This is a genomic window from Shewanella sp. UCD-KL21, from assembly GCF_001957135.1.
In the GTDB taxonomy this organism is placed as follows: Bacteria; Pseudomonadota; Gammaproteobacteria; order Enterobacterales; family Shewanellaceae; genus Shewanella.
Window position 1 is genome coordinate 40211 of record NZ_MPHK01000008.1, and the last position, 18922, is coordinate 59132.

At 41.7% G+C, this 18922-nt stretch carries 17 protein-coding genes; 14 read left to right on the forward strand and 3 right to left on the reverse strand.

Features of this window, described 5'->3' with window-relative positions:
* Positions 1-426: 426 nt before the first annotated feature.
* Entirely contained in the window at positions 427-1992 is a 1566-nt protein-coding gene (locus BM739_RS09045; protein ID WP_254843521.1) for a methyl-accepting chemotaxis protein, read from the forward strand.
* 259 nt (positions 1993-2251) lie between these two features.
* On the opposite strand, the gene BM739_RS09050 is transcribed toward BM739_RS09045, so the two are convergent.
* Together BM739_RS09050 and BM739_RS09055 are read right to left on the reverse strand one after the other, a co-directional pair.
* Positions 2252-2497, reverse strand: a complete 246-nt coding sequence (locus tag BM739_RS09050; RefSeq protein WP_254843522.1) for a hypothetical protein — start codon at positions 2495-2497, stop codon at positions 2252-2254.
* 39 nt (positions 2498-2536) lie between these two features.
* Positions 2537-3619, reverse strand: a complete 1083-nt coding sequence (locus tag BM739_RS09055) for a hypothetical protein (protein ID WP_254843523.1) — start codon at positions 3617-3619, stop codon at positions 2537-2539.
* A 471-nt stretch (positions 3620-4090) separates the two neighbouring features.
* Between BM739_RS09055 and ompW the strand changes: the two genes are divergently transcribed.
* Positions 4091-4735, forward strand: coding sequence for an outer membrane protein OmpW (gene ompW / locus BM739_RS09060; protein WP_076539834.1), 645 nt, complete (start codon positions 4091-4093; stop codon positions 4733-4735).
* An 85-nt stretch (positions 4736-4820) separates the two neighbouring features.
* On the opposite strand, the gene BM739_RS09065 is transcribed toward ompW, so the two are convergent.
* The gene (locus BM739_RS09065) at positions 4821-5561 is read right to left on the reverse strand and encodes an SDR family oxidoreductase (RefSeq protein ID WP_076539836.1); all 741 of its coding nucleotides are present in this window, start codon (positions 5559-5561) and stop codon (positions 4821-4823) included.
* Positions 5562-5687: 126 nt separating this feature from the next.
* Here BM739_RS09065 and BM739_RS09070 point away from each other — a divergent pair, with 126 nt between their 5' ends.
* The 12 genes from BM739_RS09070 to BM739_RS09125 all read left to right on the forward strand — a co-directional run bounded on the left by BM739_RS09070 (position 5688) and on the right by BM739_RS09125 (position 18780).
* The gene (locus BM739_RS09070) at positions 5688-6101 is read left to right on the forward strand and encodes a YbaY family lipoprotein (protein WP_076539838.1); all 414 of its coding nucleotides are present in this window, start codon (positions 5688-5690) and stop codon (positions 6099-6101) included.
* A 49-nt stretch (positions 6102-6150) separates the two neighbouring features.
* On the forward strand, positions 6151-7095 hold the full coding sequence (gene metA, locus BM739_RS09075; protein WP_076539840.1) for a homoserine O-succinyltransferase: 945 nt from the start codon (positions 6151-6153) through the stop codon (positions 7093-7095).
* A 385-nt stretch (positions 7096-7480) separates the two neighbouring features.
* The gene (locus tag BM739_RS09080; protein WP_076539842.1) at positions 7481-8683 is read left to right on the forward strand and encodes an acetyl-CoA C-acyltransferase; all 1203 of its coding nucleotides are present in this window, start codon (positions 7481-7483) and stop codon (positions 8681-8683) included.
* A gap of 206 nt (positions 8684-8889) precedes the next feature.
* Entirely contained in the window at positions 8890-10383 is a 1494-nt protein-coding gene (locus BM739_RS09085) for a CoA-acylating methylmalonate-semialdehyde dehydrogenase (RefSeq protein ID WP_076539844.1), read from the forward strand.
* 254 nt (positions 10384-10637) lie between these two features.
* The gene (locus BM739_RS09090) at positions 10638-11795 is read left to right on the forward strand and encodes an acyl-CoA dehydrogenase family protein (RefSeq protein ID WP_076539846.1); all 1158 of its coding nucleotides are present in this window, start codon (positions 10638-10640) and stop codon (positions 11793-11795) included.
* 140 nt (positions 11796-11935) lie between these two features.
* Entirely contained in the window at positions 11936-13051 is a 1116-nt protein-coding gene (locus BM739_RS09095; protein ID WP_076539848.1) for an enoyl-CoA hydratase/isomerase family protein, read from the forward strand.
* A 57-nt stretch (positions 13052-13108) separates the two neighbouring features.
* Positions 13109-14017, forward strand: coding sequence for a 3-hydroxyisobutyrate dehydrogenase (gene mmsB / locus BM739_RS09100; protein ID WP_076539850.1), 909 nt, complete (start codon positions 13109-13111; stop codon positions 14015-14017).
* Between the two features lie 90 nt (positions 14018-14107).
* A complete protein-coding gene (locus BM739_RS09105) occupies positions 14108-14866 on the forward strand; it encodes an SDR family oxidoreductase (protein WP_076539852.1) in 759 nt (252 codons plus the stop codon).
* Positions 14867-15217: 351 nt separating this feature from the next.
* The gene (locus BM739_RS09110; RefSeq protein ID WP_139326864.1) at positions 15218-15418 is read left to right on the forward strand and encodes a hypothetical protein; all 201 of its coding nucleotides are present in this window, start codon (positions 15218-15220) and stop codon (positions 15416-15418) included.
* Between the two features lie 225 nt (positions 15419-15643).
* Positions 15644-16558 carry a M14 family metallocarboxypeptidase gene (locus tag BM739_RS09115; RefSeq protein WP_076539854.1) on the forward strand — a complete coding sequence of 305 codons (915 nt, stop codon included), beginning with the start codon at positions 15644-15646 and terminating at the stop codon, positions 16556-16558.
* A gap of 97 nt (positions 16559-16655) precedes the next feature.
* The gene (locus BM739_RS09120) at positions 16656-17021 is read left to right on the forward strand and encodes a hypothetical protein (RefSeq protein WP_076539855.1); all 366 of its coding nucleotides are present in this window, start codon (positions 16656-16658) and stop codon (positions 17019-17021) included.
* A 166-nt stretch (positions 17022-17187) separates the two neighbouring features.
* On the forward strand, positions 17188-18780 hold the full coding sequence (locus BM739_RS09125; RefSeq protein ID WP_076539857.1) for an ABC-F family ATPase: 1593 nt from the start codon (positions 17188-17190) through the stop codon (positions 18778-18780).
* The last annotated feature ends 142 nt before the right edge of the window (positions 18781-18922 follow it).

An 18922-nucleotide genomic window follows, 5' to 3' on the forward strand; every position in this document is an offset into this window, starting at 1 on the left:
ATTGCTCCGTCCTTGTTAATCATCTGCGATGACTCAAGCCGTATTTACTGGTGGTTACTTTCAATTAAACTGATGATTACCAAGACTCAAATCAAGCTGCAAAGTGAGTCTAACTTCTATTTTTACTTAATTTCTGCCTGTACATAGCTTAAGTGAACGTTAACTTTATAGATAAATGTCATCTAAATTTTATTAGTTTGTTATAGATCCCATTTCTTAAGAAGATTTATCAATTAACTTTATAGCGGCATTGAGTTTCTAGCTTCAATGCCGCTATAAAAACGAATCTTTATAAAAACAACAAATGGTGAAAACAATGAATAATAATTCTACAGGTACTTTTGACCGTCTAAAATCAATTCGATTGCAGCTAAAACTTGCCATGTTTATTATTGTAGTTTCGTTCAGTTTTATCGCTATAAAGGGGTGAGTGGTGCGTTAGAATCTGAGACCTCAATTGCTGAGCTCTATCAAGGTAGTTTACAGCAGAGTATTGCCACTGGTGACCTACTTCATGAATTAGAAAAGGCTCGCAGTGGTTTGTTGTTGGGTTTTCAACACGATCCCACAAGTCCGTTTTCTGACTTACATGATCACCACCTGAGTTTCCACGTAAAAGCGACGCAAAACAGTTTAAATCGAATCAATACTATTTTATCTGATGAATTAAATGACACGCATCTTGATAGTCATGAACAGATAACTATCAACCACCTTAGAGCCCTAATCGATAATGTAAATAAGCATGGTTTCACCCCATCGATTGATGCTCTAAATCGTGGTGACTATCTTAAATCAAATGAAATTTTACTAACCCATATTAATCCGGCGTTTACCGATATTAATGAAACCGCAGTCGAGTTTTTAACTTATGAATTAAATCACGCTCGATCGTCTTATGATGTGGCGCAAGATAATTCTAACTCCTTGATTTGGATTGTATCGGTATTTTCTACACTCAGTGTAATCCTGATAAGTATCTGGTCGAGCGTGTTGATCAGAAGGGTTAGCCATTCATTGCTTCAACTAGAAACGACTTCTGTTGATATTGCCAAAGGCGATCTTACGAAGCGTATTCAACTCGAAGGTAATGACGAATTTACACATATTTCCGAATATGTTAATGACATCGTTAGTAATTTTCAAAAAGCAGTATCTAGCACTCACGACTCTACAGCTCGACTGTCATCGTCTGCGGAAGAAAATGCGGTTATTACTCATCAAACTCAGCAAAACGTACTACAACAACAAGAACAAACACAATTAATTGCTACAGCTATTCATCAATTTACTGTAACTGTCCGTGAAGTTGCACAAAATGCTTCACTTGCGGCTAATGTGTCTGACACAGCAAATACTTCAGCTCACGCAGCCCAGCGGATCGTAAATGAAAGCATTGATGTAATCGAGTCATTAGCGACTGATTTAACCAATGCTAGCGAAGCGATGACCGATCTTGCAAAATCTTCAGATGAAATAGGGTCCGTGATAGACGTAATACAATCAATCTCAGAGCAAACAAACCTACTGGCCTTGAATGCAGCTATTGAAGCAGCAAGAGCAGGTGAGCAAGGCCGAGGCTTTGCGGTTGTTGCTGACGAAGTTAGAACGCTAGCTAAACGTACTCAAGATTCGACTAAAGAGATTCTGGAAATGATTCAGCGCGTTCAGGGCGGTGCGCAAGAATCAATGAAAATGATGCAAAGTGGGGTTAATCAAGCCGGGTTAAGTGTTGATAAATCAACACAGGTTCGTGCTGCATTAAATGAAATAATGACCAGCATAGAAGATATAAATAACCTTAATGCTCAAATCGCTACAGCTTCAGAAGAACAAAGTGCGGTAACGGAGGAAATTAATATTAATATTACAAATATTAGTGACATTTCAGATCAAACTGCAGAGGGCGCTAATCAAAGTAGTGTTGCAACATCTGATTTAGCAAAACTCGCGGTAACAATGGAAGCAGATATTTCATCTTTTAAGGTTTAGACATTACCGAAAGCATGATGCTATAAAGCTCAGCCAATGGTTGAGCTTTATTGGAAATTTATCAAGTTCTATTTAATTTATCCCGTTACTCTACAAATGGTTAGCCGAGCGTATTTAATACTAGTTAGTGGTGATTAAGCTATGCAGCTTGTAGTAACAATTGCTGATTTGAAGCATTCAGAATTAATTGATTGTGGCTTGCGTGGTTTTATATGCAATAGATGCTAGATTAAATAAATTCAATAGGTTAACAGTGCCTTTATGTCAGCTTTAACACTTGTGAATGTTTTGCAGTGGCATTTTCATGGAAAATATCATCAAGATAACCTGCAAGTTCTGTTTCTTTAAGCTCAGCTGGAATGATGACTTCATGGATGCGCGATCTAAGCCCGGAGCCTGAATCACGAAACAGTAACCATTGGGGCTGATCACTTTGTCCATCTTGGCGCTTAATTGACAAAGACTTACCAAAAACATCAAATTTTATAAATTTTTCCTTCATCATTTTGTCCTCTTAGCAGTGGTTTAGCTAATAGGCATAGAGTTAAATATTTTGAAATAAAAACTCTATGGTAAAGGTTAGCACCACTTGATTGATGCGCGCTTCATCATTCTCTTTAGTCCAAGTGTATTCTGGCGTGATGGCAAAAAACAACCAATCTCGAATAAAGTTTTGTCGGTAAGTTAAGCCAATTTTTGCACTATCAATATATTTATAGGGCTGGTCGACGCCGTGTATGTGGGCTTGATAACTAATGGCTTGTTTATCGCTGATATATTGATATAACTGCAGACCTGAGCCTAGTTCCCAACCGTTATCGTTAGTCTCATATTGGAATGCAGCACTCCAGCGCAATAAAAAATCATCGTTAAAAGAGTGTTCAATATCGAATTCAGTGGACTCACCAGTGAGATTTTTCTCTTGATACAGTTTTTGGGTGATACGGCTGATGGTATTTTCTGAAATAGGATAGGTATAGCGATAACGAGCTTCGATTTTAGGCTTAAAACTGAGCTTTATATTAAAACTACTTCTATTTCGAGCTAGCCAGTCATAGCGTAAGCTAAATTCCCTGTCGTTGTTATCGTCAGGGCTGCGTATAAATGAAAATGGATCATCTTCTCCAGTTGAATCAAAAATGAGTTTTAGTTTTTTAGTGATCCCAGGTAAGTTTACTCGTGCATTGACGTTGGCATGGTATTTAAAACCTTCTTTTTCATAATAAGAAAAATCATTATACCAACGGACAACTGTGCCTGCTCTGGCATCATCTTCAATCCGATCATCGACAAAAAAGCTGTCAAACCAAATGGCAGGTTGGCAAAATTTGCTGTTGAGATAGTCAAAAGCCTTATCAATTTTTTCATCAGTTTGCGAACGGCTATAACAAGCTGATGGCTCGACTTCATCATCTGGCAGGGGTTCATTTAAAGGCGCTTTATTGTCGCTTATGGGCTGAATCTCAGATTTGGGTGTAACAGATTTGGGGTTAACAATACCATTGTGCTCTGATGCCGTTAAATCAGCTGCGATAAATAGCATGAAGCTAAAGAATGATGTTATCCATATTGGTGTCATTGAAAAATAATTACAGCCTATAAACAAAGGTAAAGGTATTTCACTCAAGGGTAACACCTTTGTAAGGACAAATAAGGGGGGTTATCTTTTAATCATTGGCAGCGGCGTTTATTTTATGAGGCTTTTTATAGACAGGCTTTTTATAGACAGGCTTTCATAGGCAGGCTGTTATAGACAGGCTTTTTATAGGATTGCTTATCAAGTAACACCGCCATTGAATGTTATAAAAAGGTAAAAAAATCATTACTTAGTGAATATCAGGCTGATGCTTTACTCATGAAAGTGTCTGGTTAAAAAATCAACGTTTTCATTAGTTAAACTGGCATTTTAAAAGCTCCTTAGTCGACAAAGTCCAAGCTAAACGTGATCTAAGTCAATAAAGCGTTATACCTAGTTTGATATAAATAGCTTTGTTGATCTGGATCAAGATTGTTAAGGGTTTTATCTGGCAGTGTGGCGGCAATTGTTAAAAGTGTTTATCGAAAGCGCTAATTATGTTGTACACATGGAGTTGTCATAATGAATAAAAAAATAGCCCTTAGCCTAGTTGCTGCCAGTTTATTATCTGCAGGTGTTTCTTCAACTGCGGTTGCTCATCAAGCTGGTGATTTTATCTTTCGTGTTGGTGCGGTAGCGGTTGTGCCAAATGAGTCTAGTCCAGTTGTTGCAGATGTTGCAGAGTTTACAGTCGATGATAATACACAAGTCGGCTTAAATTTCGGTTACATGCTAACTGATAATTGGGGTTTAGAATTATTGGCTGCGACACCTTTTAGTCATGATGTTTCTCTAGGTGAGTTAGGTAAAATTGCTGAAACTAAGCATTTACCACCAACCTTAGTGGCGCAGTATTACTTTGGTAATAGCCAATCTAAATTACGTCCTTACATTGGTGTTGGTGTTAACTTTACTAACTTTTTTGATAATGAATTTACCAATGACTTAGACGGTGCATTAACTGATTTAAGCATGAGTAACTCATGGGGCTTAGCGGCTCAAGTGGGGCTTGATTATCAGTTTAATGATAACTGGTTAGTGAATGCATCGGTTTGGTACGCAGATATCTCAACGGATGTTAAATTCAATTTAGGTGAAAATGCTGTTTCAGTTGAAACAGATATTGACCCATGGGTATACATGGTCAGCATTGGTTACACCTTCTAATATTTGAATAAAATTTAGAGCAAAAAAACAGGAGCTCTGCTCCTGTTTTTTTATGGGTAACGTTAAATAACTTGAAAATGACAGACTATTTTTTCTTTTTAGTCTTCCAATGGCGAGTGTTATAAATAAACTCAGGTAAAAGTAAGGTTAACCAAGCCACTAAGCGCCAGCGTTTAGTGACATAGACTTTACGTTTACCTTTTTGCATCGCGCAGACAATTTGTTTAGCTACTTTTGGCAATGGCGGTAACCACAGCTTACTTTTCTGCATTGCCGCTTTATCCAATAGGCCTAATTGGATATCGGTAATGGTGATTGGTAACTTTAAACGTTGTGCATGCATGCTTAAGCCTTCAAGATAATTTTCGGCAAAGGCTTTTGATGCATGATAGGCCACACTCGGGCCGCCACGTAAACCGGCAATAGAGTTGATTGCGGCAATTTGACCATAGCCTTGCTCGCGCATTAATCGGAAGGTGGTATTACAAATTGCGGCAAAACCACGCACATTGACGTCAATGATATCTTGTTCGATTTCCCAAGGCAGTGCTTCACTGTAGCCATTCAGTCCAGTGTTCACTAACACTAAATGCGCGCCTTCAAGGCTTAACCATACTTTTTCAAGCTGGCTGATAATGGCTGTTGGATTTTCAATATCTAACGGTAGCACATCAACTTTTGTTGGTAAGCTTGCGGCAAACTCGGCCATGGCATCGGGATCTTGTACAAATAGCACTAGAGAAACTTTCTGTTCGGCTAATTGGCGTGCGATTTCTTTACTAAGGTGTGAGCTAGCGCCCACTATTATTGCGTTTGCTGTAGTCATGTGCTTTTAGACGACGAAGTGATGGCCTATGATAAAAACAACTGCGGGGGATAACAAGCAAGAATATTATTCAACATGAGACGTATAGACTTCTAGAAGTCTTAATGTATTATAAGGACAGAATATATGAACATCACTATCAAAGCATTTATCAGCAAAGCATGTATTTCATTAATGCTGTTAGGCGGGTTAATGGGCTGCGCTTCAGTAGATCAATTAGTGACCATCAGCGGTGACGTGAGTTATCGCGAGCGCATAGCATTACCAGATAACGCCAGGCTCACAGTGCAAGTGAAGGATGTGTCATTACAAGATACCAAAGCGATTGTTGTCGCTGAAAAAGTGTACCAACAAGTGAACACGCCGCAGTCTTTTGAGTTTCAAATAGCAGGGGATCAGTTTATTGCTGGTCATCGCTACTCAATTGGGGCGCGAATAGAAGTAAATGGCAAGCTGTGGTTTATCAATACGCAAGCGTATAGCATTGATGTCAATGAGACACAGCCCATAAATGTGATTGTTAATAAAGTCGGTGGCTAGTCGTTTCATGGCTATGCACTGGGTTATTTTGTATTAAAAAGGTGCTCCTATGCCGGTTAGAATTCCAGATGATTTACCTGCAGCTGAAATCTTAGAGTCTGAAAATATCTTTGTAATGTCAGAAACTCGCGCTGCAAATCAAGATATTCGACCTATGCGGGTATTAATATTAAATTTAATGCCCAATAAAATTGAAACTGAAACCCAGCTATTGCGCTTATTAGGTAATACTCCGCTGCAAGTGGATGTTGACCTATTGCGTATTCATGACAAAGCATCTAAGCATACTTCTGTGGATCATATGAATGCTTTTTATCGGGATTTTGAAGCGGTTAAAACGAACAATTATGATGGATTAATTATTACCGGTGCGCCACTTGGACAGCTTGATTTTGAAGATGTGGTGTATTGGGAGCACATTAAAGAAATTATTGATTGGTCTCAGCGCCATGTCACCTCAGTGTTATTTTTGTGCTGGGCAGGTCACGCGGGGTTATTTCATCTTTATGATTTACACCGAAAACTATTAGCCAAAAAACGCTCTGGGGTGTTCAAACATAGCCGCTCATTAACGCCGCATCCGCTACTTAGGGGCTTTGATGACGAATTTTATGCGCCCCATTCACGCTTTGCTGAAATGGATGTTGAGTTAATTAAGCAGCACCCTGACTTAGAAGTGTTAGCAGAATCTGCCGAGGCAGGGGCCTATATTGTCCTTAGCCGTAATAACAGAAACTTATTTGTGATGGGTCATCCTGAATATCAAAAATCGACCCTTAATGACGAGTATCAGCGGGATTTAGCGCAAAACTTAAACCCTGATGTGCCGCAAAACTATTATCGAAATGATGATCCAAGCCAAGAGGCCATTGCTCGCTGGCACAGTCATGGCAGCTTATTAGTCAGTAATTGGCTTAACTACTATGTTTACCAGCTTACGCCTTATGATTTATCCGATATGAGCGCACGAACGCCGTGGGAACTGAAAAGTTAATCACAGATTGATTAAGGTGTTTTAAGCAAATATGGCGTAAATTCAGCCAAACATCATGCTACCAGTAATAATAAACAGGGCGATATCGTTTTCGATATCGCCCTTTTTTATGGCAAATTTCTTCATAAATAGCTTGATAATTTAACGCTAGCTATAACTTTTTTAGTGGAATTTATTACATTTTAGCTATTTAAAATCATGACTTTACGCTTGATGTAAATCTTCACTGACACTCATAAACTATTCACAATTGATAATCACATTCAAACTACTTGCTTTACGTTAGCGTAAACGTCAGAGTGTAACTATTATTTTATAGTTGAGCTTGATCACATTTTTGTGGATTTTGTCGGCTTATTTACCAGCAGTTTAGACCGGAGAAGTTATGAGTACAGACCAATCACCCCAAGATATTGTTATTGTTGCTGCTAAACGTACCCCAATGGGTGGCTTTCAAGGCGCATTATCAGCCGTGGCATCGCCAACTTTAGCAGCCAGTGCAATTAAAGGCTTAGTGAATCAAACTCAAATCAATACAGATTTAATTGATGAAGTGCTAATGGGCTGTGTATTACCGGCAGGCTTAGGACAAGCACCAGCAAGGCAAGCGACATTGGGTGCTGACTTGCCTTTAAGTGTTGGCGCAACAACTGTCAACAAGGTGTGTGGCTCAGGCATGAAAACTGTGATGCTGGCTCATGATGCAATTAAGTCTGGCAGCAGCGAAGTGGTTATTGCTGGTGGTATGGAAAGCATGAGCCAAGCGCCATACTTATTAGACAAAGCTCGCGGCGGCATGCGTATGGGCCATGGCAAAGTGTTAGATCATATGTTTCTTGATGGATTAGAAGATGCCTACACTGGCGGCGCTATGGGCACATTTGCACAAAAAACTGCAGATGATTTCGGTCTCACCCGCGAGCAGATGGATAACTTTGCCTTAAGCTCACTTGAAAAAGCCAACAAAGCCATTGATTCAGGTGCGTTTAAAGCGGAAATTGTGCCAGTTACCATTGCTAATCGCCGTGGTGATGTGACTATTGATACCGATGAGCAACCGGGCAATGCCCGCCCTGAAAAAATCCCGACATTGCGCCCTGCATTTACTAAAGACGGCACCATTACCGCTGCCAACTCAAGCTCGATTTCTGATGGCGCTGCGGCATTAATGCTAATGACCCGTGAAAAAGCAGCGTCACTTGGCTTAGAGGTTATGGCGACAATTAAAGGCCATAGCACTCACTCACAAGAGCCATCAATGTTTACCACAGCGCCAGTGGGCGCGATGAACAAATTATTCGATAAGGTTAACTGGGCAAAAGCAGATGTTGATTTATTTGAAATCAATGAAGCCTTTGCCATGGTGACCATGTTAGCCATCCAAGAGCTGCAACTTGATGCCAATAAAGTGAACATTTATGGCGGTGCGTGTGCATTAGGTCATCCAATCGGTTGTTCTGGCGCCCGTGTATTAGTGACCCTTATCCATGCGCTACAAGCCAAAGGTTTGGCTAAAGGCACAGCAAAAGGTGTGGCGTCATTATGTATTGGCGGCGGCGAAGCGACTGCAATGGCGATTGAAGTTTAATCTCGCGGTAATTGATTAAGATTTAACAAGACTCGTTGTTAATTACGTCACTTTATTCGATGGATTAACAACAAATAAGCACCAGTAAAGGCTATGGCAAATAATCACCTTAGAGTGAAGCCAATAATAACAGCTTGGCTGGTGCTTATTATTACTCAAGAGCTTTGGGGCTCAACAATAATCTGTAACAGGATTTAGGAAGCAAGATGACCATACAAGTTAAACATTATATTGCTGGTGAGTTTAGCGAAGGTACAGGTACACAAAATATCGACGTCACTAACCCTGCTAATAACAGTGTTATTGCGAATATTAATGCCGCTACAGTTGCTGAAGTTAATCAAGCCATCGACAGTGCAAAACAAGCATTCACCACTTGGAAAGAAGTACCAGTGTCAGAACGTGCTCGCGTAATGCTCCGTTATCAGCACCTTTTGAAAGAACATCACGATGAAATCGCCACCATTCTTGCTCAAGAAACCGGTAAAACCTTTGAAGATGCAAAAGGTGATGTTTGGCGTGGTATTGAAGTGGCAGAGCATGCTTGTAATATCGCTTCAATGTTAATGGGCGAAACGGTTGAGAATGTGGCGCGTAATATTGATACCTACAGCTACACCCAGCCATTAGGTGTATGTGCGGGTATTACCCCGTTTAACTTCCCGGCGATGATCCCGTTATGGATGTTCCCGTTAGCGATTGCTTGCGGTAATACCTTTATTTTAAAGCCTTCAGAGCAAGATCCTATGACGCCGCAGCGTCTAGTTGAATTGTTTGTTGAAGCGGGCGCTCCCAAAGGCGTGCTGCAGCTTATTCATGGTGATAAAACCGCAGTGGATATTTTATTGGCAGATCCTGCCATTAAAGCGATTTCATTTGTGGGCTCAGTCGCTGTTGGGCAATACATTTACAAAACCGGCACTGATAACTTAAAGCGTGTACAAGCTTTTGCTGGCGCTAAAAACCACTGCGTGATCATGCCTGATGCTAACAAGCAACAAGTGATCAATAACATGGTGGGTGCATCAGTAGGCGCAGCAGGACAACGTTGTATGGCGATTTCGGTTGCAGTGTTTGTTGGCGCGGCGAAAGAGTGGATCCCTGAGCTTAAAGAAGCACTAGCAAAAGTGCGCCCAGGTTTATGGAATGATGACAATGCCGCCTATGGCCCAGTTATTAGCCCCGCTGCTAAAGAGCGAGTGCTTAAGCTTATTGCCCAAGGTAAAGCTGAAGGCGCTGACTGTTTACTCGATGGTAGTGACTTTACGGTTGAAGGCTATGAGTCAGGCAACTGGATTGGTCCAACCATGTTCGACAAAGTCACCACCGATATGAGCATTTATAAAGAAGAGATCTTCGGCCCTGTTTTGTGCTGCATGGAAGCTGACAACCTTGACGACGCCATTGAGTTAGTCAATAACAGTCCTTATGGCAACGGCACGTCAATCTTTACCGCATCAGGCGGCGCAGCGCGTAAGTATCAACACCACATCGAAGTGGGCCAAGTGGGCATTAACGTGCCGATCCCTGTGCCATTACCGTTTTTCTCGTTTACCGGTTGGAAAGGCAGTTTTTATGGTGATCAACACGCTTATGGTAAACAAGCGGTGCGTTTTTACACTGAAACGAAAACCATCACTTCACGATGGTTTGATGACGAAGTGGTAAGTGGCCCGAATATGAGCATCAACCTCAAATAAATCTACTGGTCTTCTGATGGGAGAAGGCCAGTTAATTATTTAGACAAACAACAAGACTCACTTAATGATCACTGTGCGTGTAACCAGGTAGCGTGGAACCAAATAGCGTTTAACTAAGGTGCGGTTAGCTATAAGCGTTTAGTAAAAATCAGCTTGCAAAAGTCACTCAGCTTTTGCAAACACGCTTACATAAACGCGCAGGATTATTTAGCCATAAAATGACCTTAAGAGTCATAGTAAAAAGGATTAACACCATGGACTTTAATTTAACTGAAGACCAACGCCAATTCGCAGAATTAGCCCGTCAATTTGCCGCAGATGAGCTGGCACCCTTTGCCGCAAAATGGGATGAAGAGCATCACTTTCCAAAAGATGTTATTCACAAGGCTGGCGAGCTGGGTTTTTGCTCTTTGTATTCGCCTGAGTCAGAAGGTGGCATGGGGCTAAGCCGATTAGATTCGTCGATTATTTTTGAAGAGTTATCACAAGGCTGCACTGCCACTACCGCCATGTTAACTATTCATAATATGGCCACATGGATGGTCACCACTTGGGGCAGTGAAACATTGCGCCAGCAGTGGTCTGAAGGTCTAACCACAGGTCGATTATTAGCATCATATTGCTTAACTGAACCGGGTGCTGGCAGCGACGCGGCATCACTTGCGACTAAAGCGGTACGTGATGGTGATGATTACATCATTAATGGCTCAAAAATGTTTATTTCTGGTGCGGGTGAAACTGAGCTATTAGTGGTGATGTGCCGTACCGGCGAAGCGGGCGCAAAAGGTATTTCAGCCATTGCTATTCCAGCTGATACTGCCGGTGTAAGCTACGGAAAAGCGGAAGATAAAATGGGCTGGAATGCCCAGCCAACTCGTTCAATAACCTTTGAAAATGTCCGCGTACCCGTGGCTAATTTGCTCGGTGAAGAAGGCCAAGGTTTCACTTTTGCCATGAAGGGTCTTGATGGCGGTCGTATTAATATCGCCACTTGTTCTATCGGTACCGCGCAAGCCGCGCTAACCCGCGCCACAGAATACTTGAATGAGCGTAAGCAATTTGGTAAGCCCATTGCGGCTTTTCAAGGTTTACAGTTTAAGCTAGCCGATATGGCGACTGAGTTAGTCGCTGCAAGGCAGTTAGTGCGCTTGGCTGCTTTCAAATTAGATTCAAAAGATCCTGAAGCCACTGCTTATTGCGCCATGGCAAAACGATTTGCCACCGATATTGGTTTTCAAGTATGTGATAACGCGCTGCAACTTCACGGCGGTTATGGCTATATTCGTGAATACCCATTAGAGCGTCATTTTAGAGATGTACGGGTGCATCAAATTCTTGAAGGCACGAATGAAATTATGCGCTTAATCATTGCGCGTCGTTTGCTGGATGAAAATGCGCACGCTATTTTGTAACTGTCATTAGGTGAGGTCTTCAAGCTGGCTAATTAAGTTAGCCGCTTGGGCATCCCCCTAGTCGCAATGATAGCTTGGATTACCTGTAATAAAGCCTTAATAAGCTTTAAAAACAATAAACTGAATTGGAATAATGGCGAATGACTCAAGATGTAATATTTCAAACCTTAGGGACCCTGTCTGGTAAATCAATTGGGGTGGTCACCCTTAACATTGAAAAGGCCCTAAATGCCTTGAATTTGGACATGGTCAAGGCCATGACCAAGCAGCTGCTTGCTTGGCAGCAAAATGATGATATTGCTTTTGTTGTGCTAGATGGCGCTGGGGATAAAGCCTTTTGCGCCGGTGGTGATGTCAGGGCGATTTACCATGCATCAGTTGCTAATCCTAATACCATGACAGCAGAAGCGTGCGATTTTTTCACCCAAGAGTATCAATTGGATTATTTACTACATCAGTATGGTAAACCTGTGCTGGTGTGGGGCGATGGCATTGTTATGGGCGGCGGTTTAGGGCTTATGGCGGGTGGCAGTCACCGAGTGGTGACTGAGCGAAGCCGCATTGCCATGCCTGAAATTTCCATAGGTTTGTACCCTGATGTAGGCGGCAGTTATTTCTTAAATCGTATGCCGGGTAAATTAGGGCTATTTTTAGGCTTAACCGCTTATAACATGAACGCCGCCGATGCTTTGCATGTTGGACTGGGTAATCACTTTTTAGCAAGTGATGATAAACAGCCGTTATTTGATGCCCTTGCAGATGTGAGTTGGAGTGATGATACTGAGTTAAATCATCAGCAGTTAACTTCGGTGTTAAACACCCTACAACACAATACCACCGCTGAAATAGCTCAAAGCCCACTTATGCAATTTCAAACTGAGATTGACCAATTAATGGCGGGTGAAATTGAAGAGGTGCATTATCAACTTAGCAGTTTAGATACTGAATTAGATTGGCTTAAACGGGCGCAAAAAACGGCTTTAAAAGGCAGCCCATTAAGTTGGTTTTTAATTTTTGCCCAAGCCAATTTAGGTACGAATAAAACATTAGCAGAGTGCTTTAAGTGGGAGCTAGGCATTAGCGTCAATTGCTGCTCCTATGGTGATTTCTGTGAAGGGGTAAGGGCGTTACTCATTGATAAAGATCGTAATCCACAATGGCGATTTAGTCATGCCAGTGAAGTGACCGCAGAAGCTGTGACTCAATTGCTGACATCACCTTGGCAAGCTGATGAGCATCCGTTAAAAGGCATTTAACTAAAAGGCATCTAGCTAAATGGCATCTAGCAAACAGACATCTAAAAGGAACTTATCATGGCAACAGTAGCATTTATTGGTTTAGGTAATATGGGCGGCCCAATGGCAGCCAATTTAATTAAAGCAGGCATGACAGTCACGGTATTTGATTTAGTACCCGCGGCGGTCGAGGCATTAACTAAGCAAGGCGCGTTAAGCGCAAAAACCGCTTGCGGCGCAGCGGCAGCAGCAGATTATGTGATTACCATGTTGCCTGCAGGTAAGCATGTACATAGTTTGTATATTGGCGATGATGACAACAAAGGCTTGCTGGATGTGGTCGCTAAAGATGCCATCTTAATTGATTGCTCCACCATAGATGCTGGCACGGCGCAAACGGTTGGGGCACAAGCTGCAGCCAAAGGCATTGAGTTTATGGATGCGCCAGTGTCGGGCGGCACAGCGGGCGCTGCAGCAGGCACGCTGACCTTTATTTGTGGTGGCAGTGACAACGCCTTTGAGAAAGCGCAAACCGTATTAACGGTTATGGGGGCAAATATATTCCATGCAGGCGCGACTGGTGCCGGTCAAATTGCCAAAATCTGTAATAATATGCTGTTATCCGTATTAATGGTGGGCACCAGTGAATCTTTGCAGTTAGGTATTGATAATGGTTTAGACCCTAAAGTGTTATCTGATATCATGAAAGTCAGTAGCGGCGGCAACTGGACCCTCGAAAAATACAACCCGTGTCCTGATGTGATGGATAATGTGCCAGCTTCAAATGATTATCAGGGCGGGTTTATGGTTGATTTGATGGTAAAAGATTTAGGCTTGTCACAGCAAGCATCGCTAGCATCGAACTCCAGTACGCCAATGGGCGCATTAGCACGCAGTTTATATGTTAACCACGCCCGTCAAGGCAATGGTCGCCGTGATTTTTCGAGTATTTTTGAACAGTTTGCTAAAGCAGATGAAGATAAATAGCAGCAGCTTGAAGGTTGGCTGAATGATATTCAGCTGGGGCTTAGATTGAGCATGGCTGAACACTAAATAAATAAAGAAAGGATCCAGTTAATGGAAATTAAAGATAAAGTTGTTGTCATTACTGGCGGTGCAGGTGGGTTAGGTCTGGCTATGGCGCAAGAGTTCGCCGCCCAAGGCGCAAGATTAGCACTTATCGATGTTGATCAAGAAAAACTAGAACGTGCTTGTGCTGATTTAGGTGCAAGTACTGAAGTTCAAGGCTATGCCTTAGATATCACCGATGAAGAAGATGTGGTGGCAGGGTTTAATTTCATCCGTGAAGATTTTGGTCAGGTTAATATTCTTATCAACAACGCAGGTATCTTGCGTGATGGTTTAATGGTTAAGGCAAAAGATGGCAAGGTTACTGACCGTATGTCATATGAGCAATTCCAGTCAGTTATCAATGTCAACTTAACCGGTACCTTCCTATGTGGTCGTGAAGCCGCGGCTGTGATGATTGAAACCGCGCAGCCTGGGGTGATTATTAATATCTCAAGTGTCGCTAAAGCTGGCAACATGGGTCAGTCTAACTACTCAGCTTCTAAAGCGGGTGTGGCTGCCATGAGTGTAGGTTGGGCGAAAGAGCTAGCTCGTTATAATATTCGTAGCGCAGCGGTAGCACCTGGTGTAATAGCAACCGAAATGACCGCAGCGATGAAACCTGAAGCCTTAGAGCGAATGGAGAAAATGGTGCCAGTTGGGCGTTTAGGTCAAGCTGAAGAAATCGCATCAACGGTTAAATTTATCGTTGAGAATGATTACGTTAATGGCCGTGTGTTTGAAATTGATGGCGGCATTCGCCTTTAAGTCGTATTAGCAATAACAATATTAGTCGCACTAGCGATGATAATATTGGCTCATTAATAGTATTAATCCCTACTGGTTTTCCGGTAGGGATTTTTTGTCTTTGAATCGCAAATATACGCACACAAGATTATAAGCGTTTATTTATATTGGTTAATCTAGGCGGGGCGTTACAGCTTAGGCGAGCACAAAAGCAAAGGGATAAGTTTTTCTGGGTGAGTAATAATGTTACCCTGTGGTTATATTTTTGCCTTAGTTTATTTCAATCGAAATAAAGTTGCACCTCGGCAGTGCTTAATGACAGTAAGGATAGTTGTGAATATTGTACGCTTAGAAAGTTTGATGAAAAAAGTCATGTTAGTGGTGGGCATTATTGGGGTTATCGTCATGTATGGCGGCTTTTTGTATTTCTTTTTTAGTGGCGTACCAACAGCAGCATTACCTTGGTTTTTATTAATTTGCCCATGGGTTTGTATTTACTTTGGCCTAACCCAAACACAGCAAATTGCCAGTCTTAGTTGGCTTAAAAACAAATTTACCTTTACCAGTAAATAACTCCTCGATTTATAACCGCAACAGGTAGATGTCTGATTTTAGCGGCGACGTTGGGTATTTAGCCCTAATGGCAGTTTTTTGTTACTGACGTTTACGGCTATCATTTACCTAGCTGCGAACATCCTGTTATCCACAAATGAACCATCGCTTAGATAGAAATTACACTAGCGTTGCGGTAGGATTCGAAACAATTAATAAGAGAAAGACAGCAAATAAGGTATTTTTATGTCAACTTTCCCCATTGGCACCCCAGGCCAACCTTGGAATACACAAGAAAAAGCGCAGTGGCTTGCCCAAGTGACCATTAAACGTAGTTACCAACAAGAAGTACTAACTAAATTAGCGCCTTTAGCCTCACGCTTTGAGCAAGTGCAATATGGCGCTTTAGCTTATGATGCTGACAAATATCCGCTATTTGCATTTAAAACTAAACACTGGGACAGCAGTAAAAAAACGATCTTAGTGACTGGCGGCGTTCATGGTTACGAAACCAGTGGCGTACATGGCGCGATTCAATTTTTAGCGACCAAAGCAGAGCATTACAGCCAATATTTTAATATTGCGGTAGCGCCGTGTGTGAGCCCATGGGGTTATGAAACCATTAATCGTTGGAATCCTTATGCGGTAGACCCTAATCGCTCTTTCTATGCTGACAGCCCAGCCAATGAAGCCGCAGCGGTAATGGCATTTGTTGCAAGTCTTGGTGAAGTCTATGCTCACATCGATTTGCATGAAACCACAGATACTGACGAGCTAGAATTTCGCCCCGCATTATCAGCCCGAGATGGCAAAGATTATGAAAAAGGGGTCATACCTGATGGGTTTTATTTAGTGGGTGATAGTGACAACCCAACCCCTGATTTTCAAAAGGCGATTATTGAGTCGGTGGCTAAAGTGACCCATATTGCCCCAGACGATGACGGTCAGTTAATTGGCGTTGATATTGAGCAGTTTGGGGTCATTAACTACCCAACCAAAAAGCTTGGCTTGTGCGCGGGTATGACAAACAATCACTATAACACCACCACTGAAGTGTATCCTGATAGCCCATTGGTCAATGACCAAGAATGTAACGATGCCCAAGTGGCGGCGATTACTGGTGGGTTGGATTATATATTAACCCAGTTAAACTTAATCTAAGTCAGTGATTTATATCTAAGCCTCGAACGAAACTTCGGGGCTTTTTGTTTATTTGGCATTACAGTTAACATAATGACCCTTACAACCGAGTGAAACAATGAATATAAGCCAAGATGACATGCGTACGGCGTTAAATGAATTAGAGTGTCGCACCAATTTTACCATTAGTAATGTCACCGAATACATGTTGCCTAAGCTTAAAGAAGCACTGTATTTGCACATTGAAAATAACACGCCGGTGCTGATTATTCGCCCGGCTTTTGAAGTGTTCTCAGGTGAGCTTGCCACCTTAGACGGGGTACATGCACAATATGACTACCATCATAATGCGCAAATGACCCGTTTCCCGACTCGTCGCCATAAAAGCTTAAAAGAAAGCCATTATGGTTTAGCTTTTAAGTTTGAAACGGCAGAATCAGTTAAGTTGTTTATTACAAGATTAATTGAAATTGTGAAAGGCTAACGTTAGCTCAGTTTTGATTATATCTTGAGTTAATCATGGGTATAGTTACTGCAACAATCTGACAAATAAGCAAAAATAAACCAATCAATATTCTGGCTGTAAAGCTTGAGTCGAATAATGTATAATCGCGACAATTTTTCGTCCAAAAACTAATGGAATCTCCTACGTGATATACAGCAACAACATCACCATGCAGTTCGGCAGCAAGCCGTTATTTGAAAATATCTCTGTCAAATTCGGTGGCGGTAATCGTTACGGTCTAATTGGTGCAAACGGTTGTGGTAAGTCAACCTTCATGAAGATCCTTACAGGCGATCTTGAGCCAACAAGCGGCAATGTATCAATTGATCCGGGTGAACGTTTTGGTAAATTGAATCAAGATCAATTTGCTTATGAAGAGTTCTCAGTGGTTGATACCGTTATCATGGGCCACAAAGAGTTGTGGGAAGTGAAGCAAGAACGTGACCGCATTTATTCACTCGCAGAAATGAGTGAAGAAGACGGCATTAAAGTCGCTGAGCTTGAAATGGAATTTGCTGAGATGGACGGTTATACCGCTGAATCTCGCGCGGGTGATTTATTAATGGGCGTAGGTATTGGTGTAGACCAGCACTTTGGCCTAATGAGTGAAATCGCACCAGGTTTTAAACTGCGTGTACTTTTGGCTCAAGCCTTGTTCTCTGATCCAGATATTTTGCTACTTGACGAACCAACCAACAACTTGGACATCGACACCATTCGTTGGTTACAAGAAATGCTTAACCAACGTAACAGTACCATGGTAATTATTTCCCATGACCGTTACTTCTTGAACTCAGTTTGTACTCATATGGCTGACATCGATTACGGTGAACTACGTGTTTACCCTGGTAACTACGATGAATACATGATGGCAGCGCAGCAAGCTCGTGAGCGTTTACAGTCTGATAATGCTAAGAAAAAAGCTCAAATTGCTGAGCTACAAGGTTTCGTTGCTCGTTTCTCTGCTAACGCTTCAAAAGCTAAGCAAGCAACATCACGTGCCAAGCAAATTGACAAGATTAAGCTTGATGATATCAAGGCTTCAAGCCGTGTGAACCCGTTCATTCGTTTTGAGCAAGAAAAGAAATTATTCCGTAATGCCTTAGTGGTTGAGCAATTAGCGAAAGGCTTTGATAAGCCATTATTCAGCAAACTTGACCTGATGGTTGAAGTTGGCGAGCGTGTTGCTATCTTAGGTGATAACGGTGTGGGTAAAACCACCTTATTACGTACCTTAGTACATGACATTCCACAAGATGCGGGTACTGTTCAATGGTCTGAAAATAGTAACATTGGTTATTACGCGCAGGATCATGAAGCTGATTTTGCCAATGACATGACCTTATTTGACTGGATGAGCCAATGGCGTAAGCCAGAAGATGACGATCAATCAGTTCGTGGCATCTTAGGCCGTATGTTATTTGGTTCAGATGACATTAAAAAATCAGTTAAAGTGTTATCTGGTGGTGAAAAAGGGCGTATGTACTTTGGTAAGCTCATCATGCAAAAGCCAAACATCTTATTGCTTGATGAACCAACTAACCACATGGATATGGAATCAATCGAGTCATTAAACAATGCATTAGAATTGTACGAAGGTACATTAATGTTTGTTTCTCATGACCGTGCATTTGTATCGTCACTAGCAACACGCATCATTGAAATTACTGCTGATGGCATCAATGACTTTAAAGGTACTTATGATGAGTTCCTTGCGAGTAAAGGTGTTGAAGGATAATTAATGTTCTGCATTTGCTGTTAGCAATGTAACTCCATTTTTATCGATATCGTTATTTAAACAAGCCGACAATTTTTATTGTCGGCTTTTTTTTTTTTTTTATATCCGCAAGATACATTTTTAGGCATAATGTTTATCATTT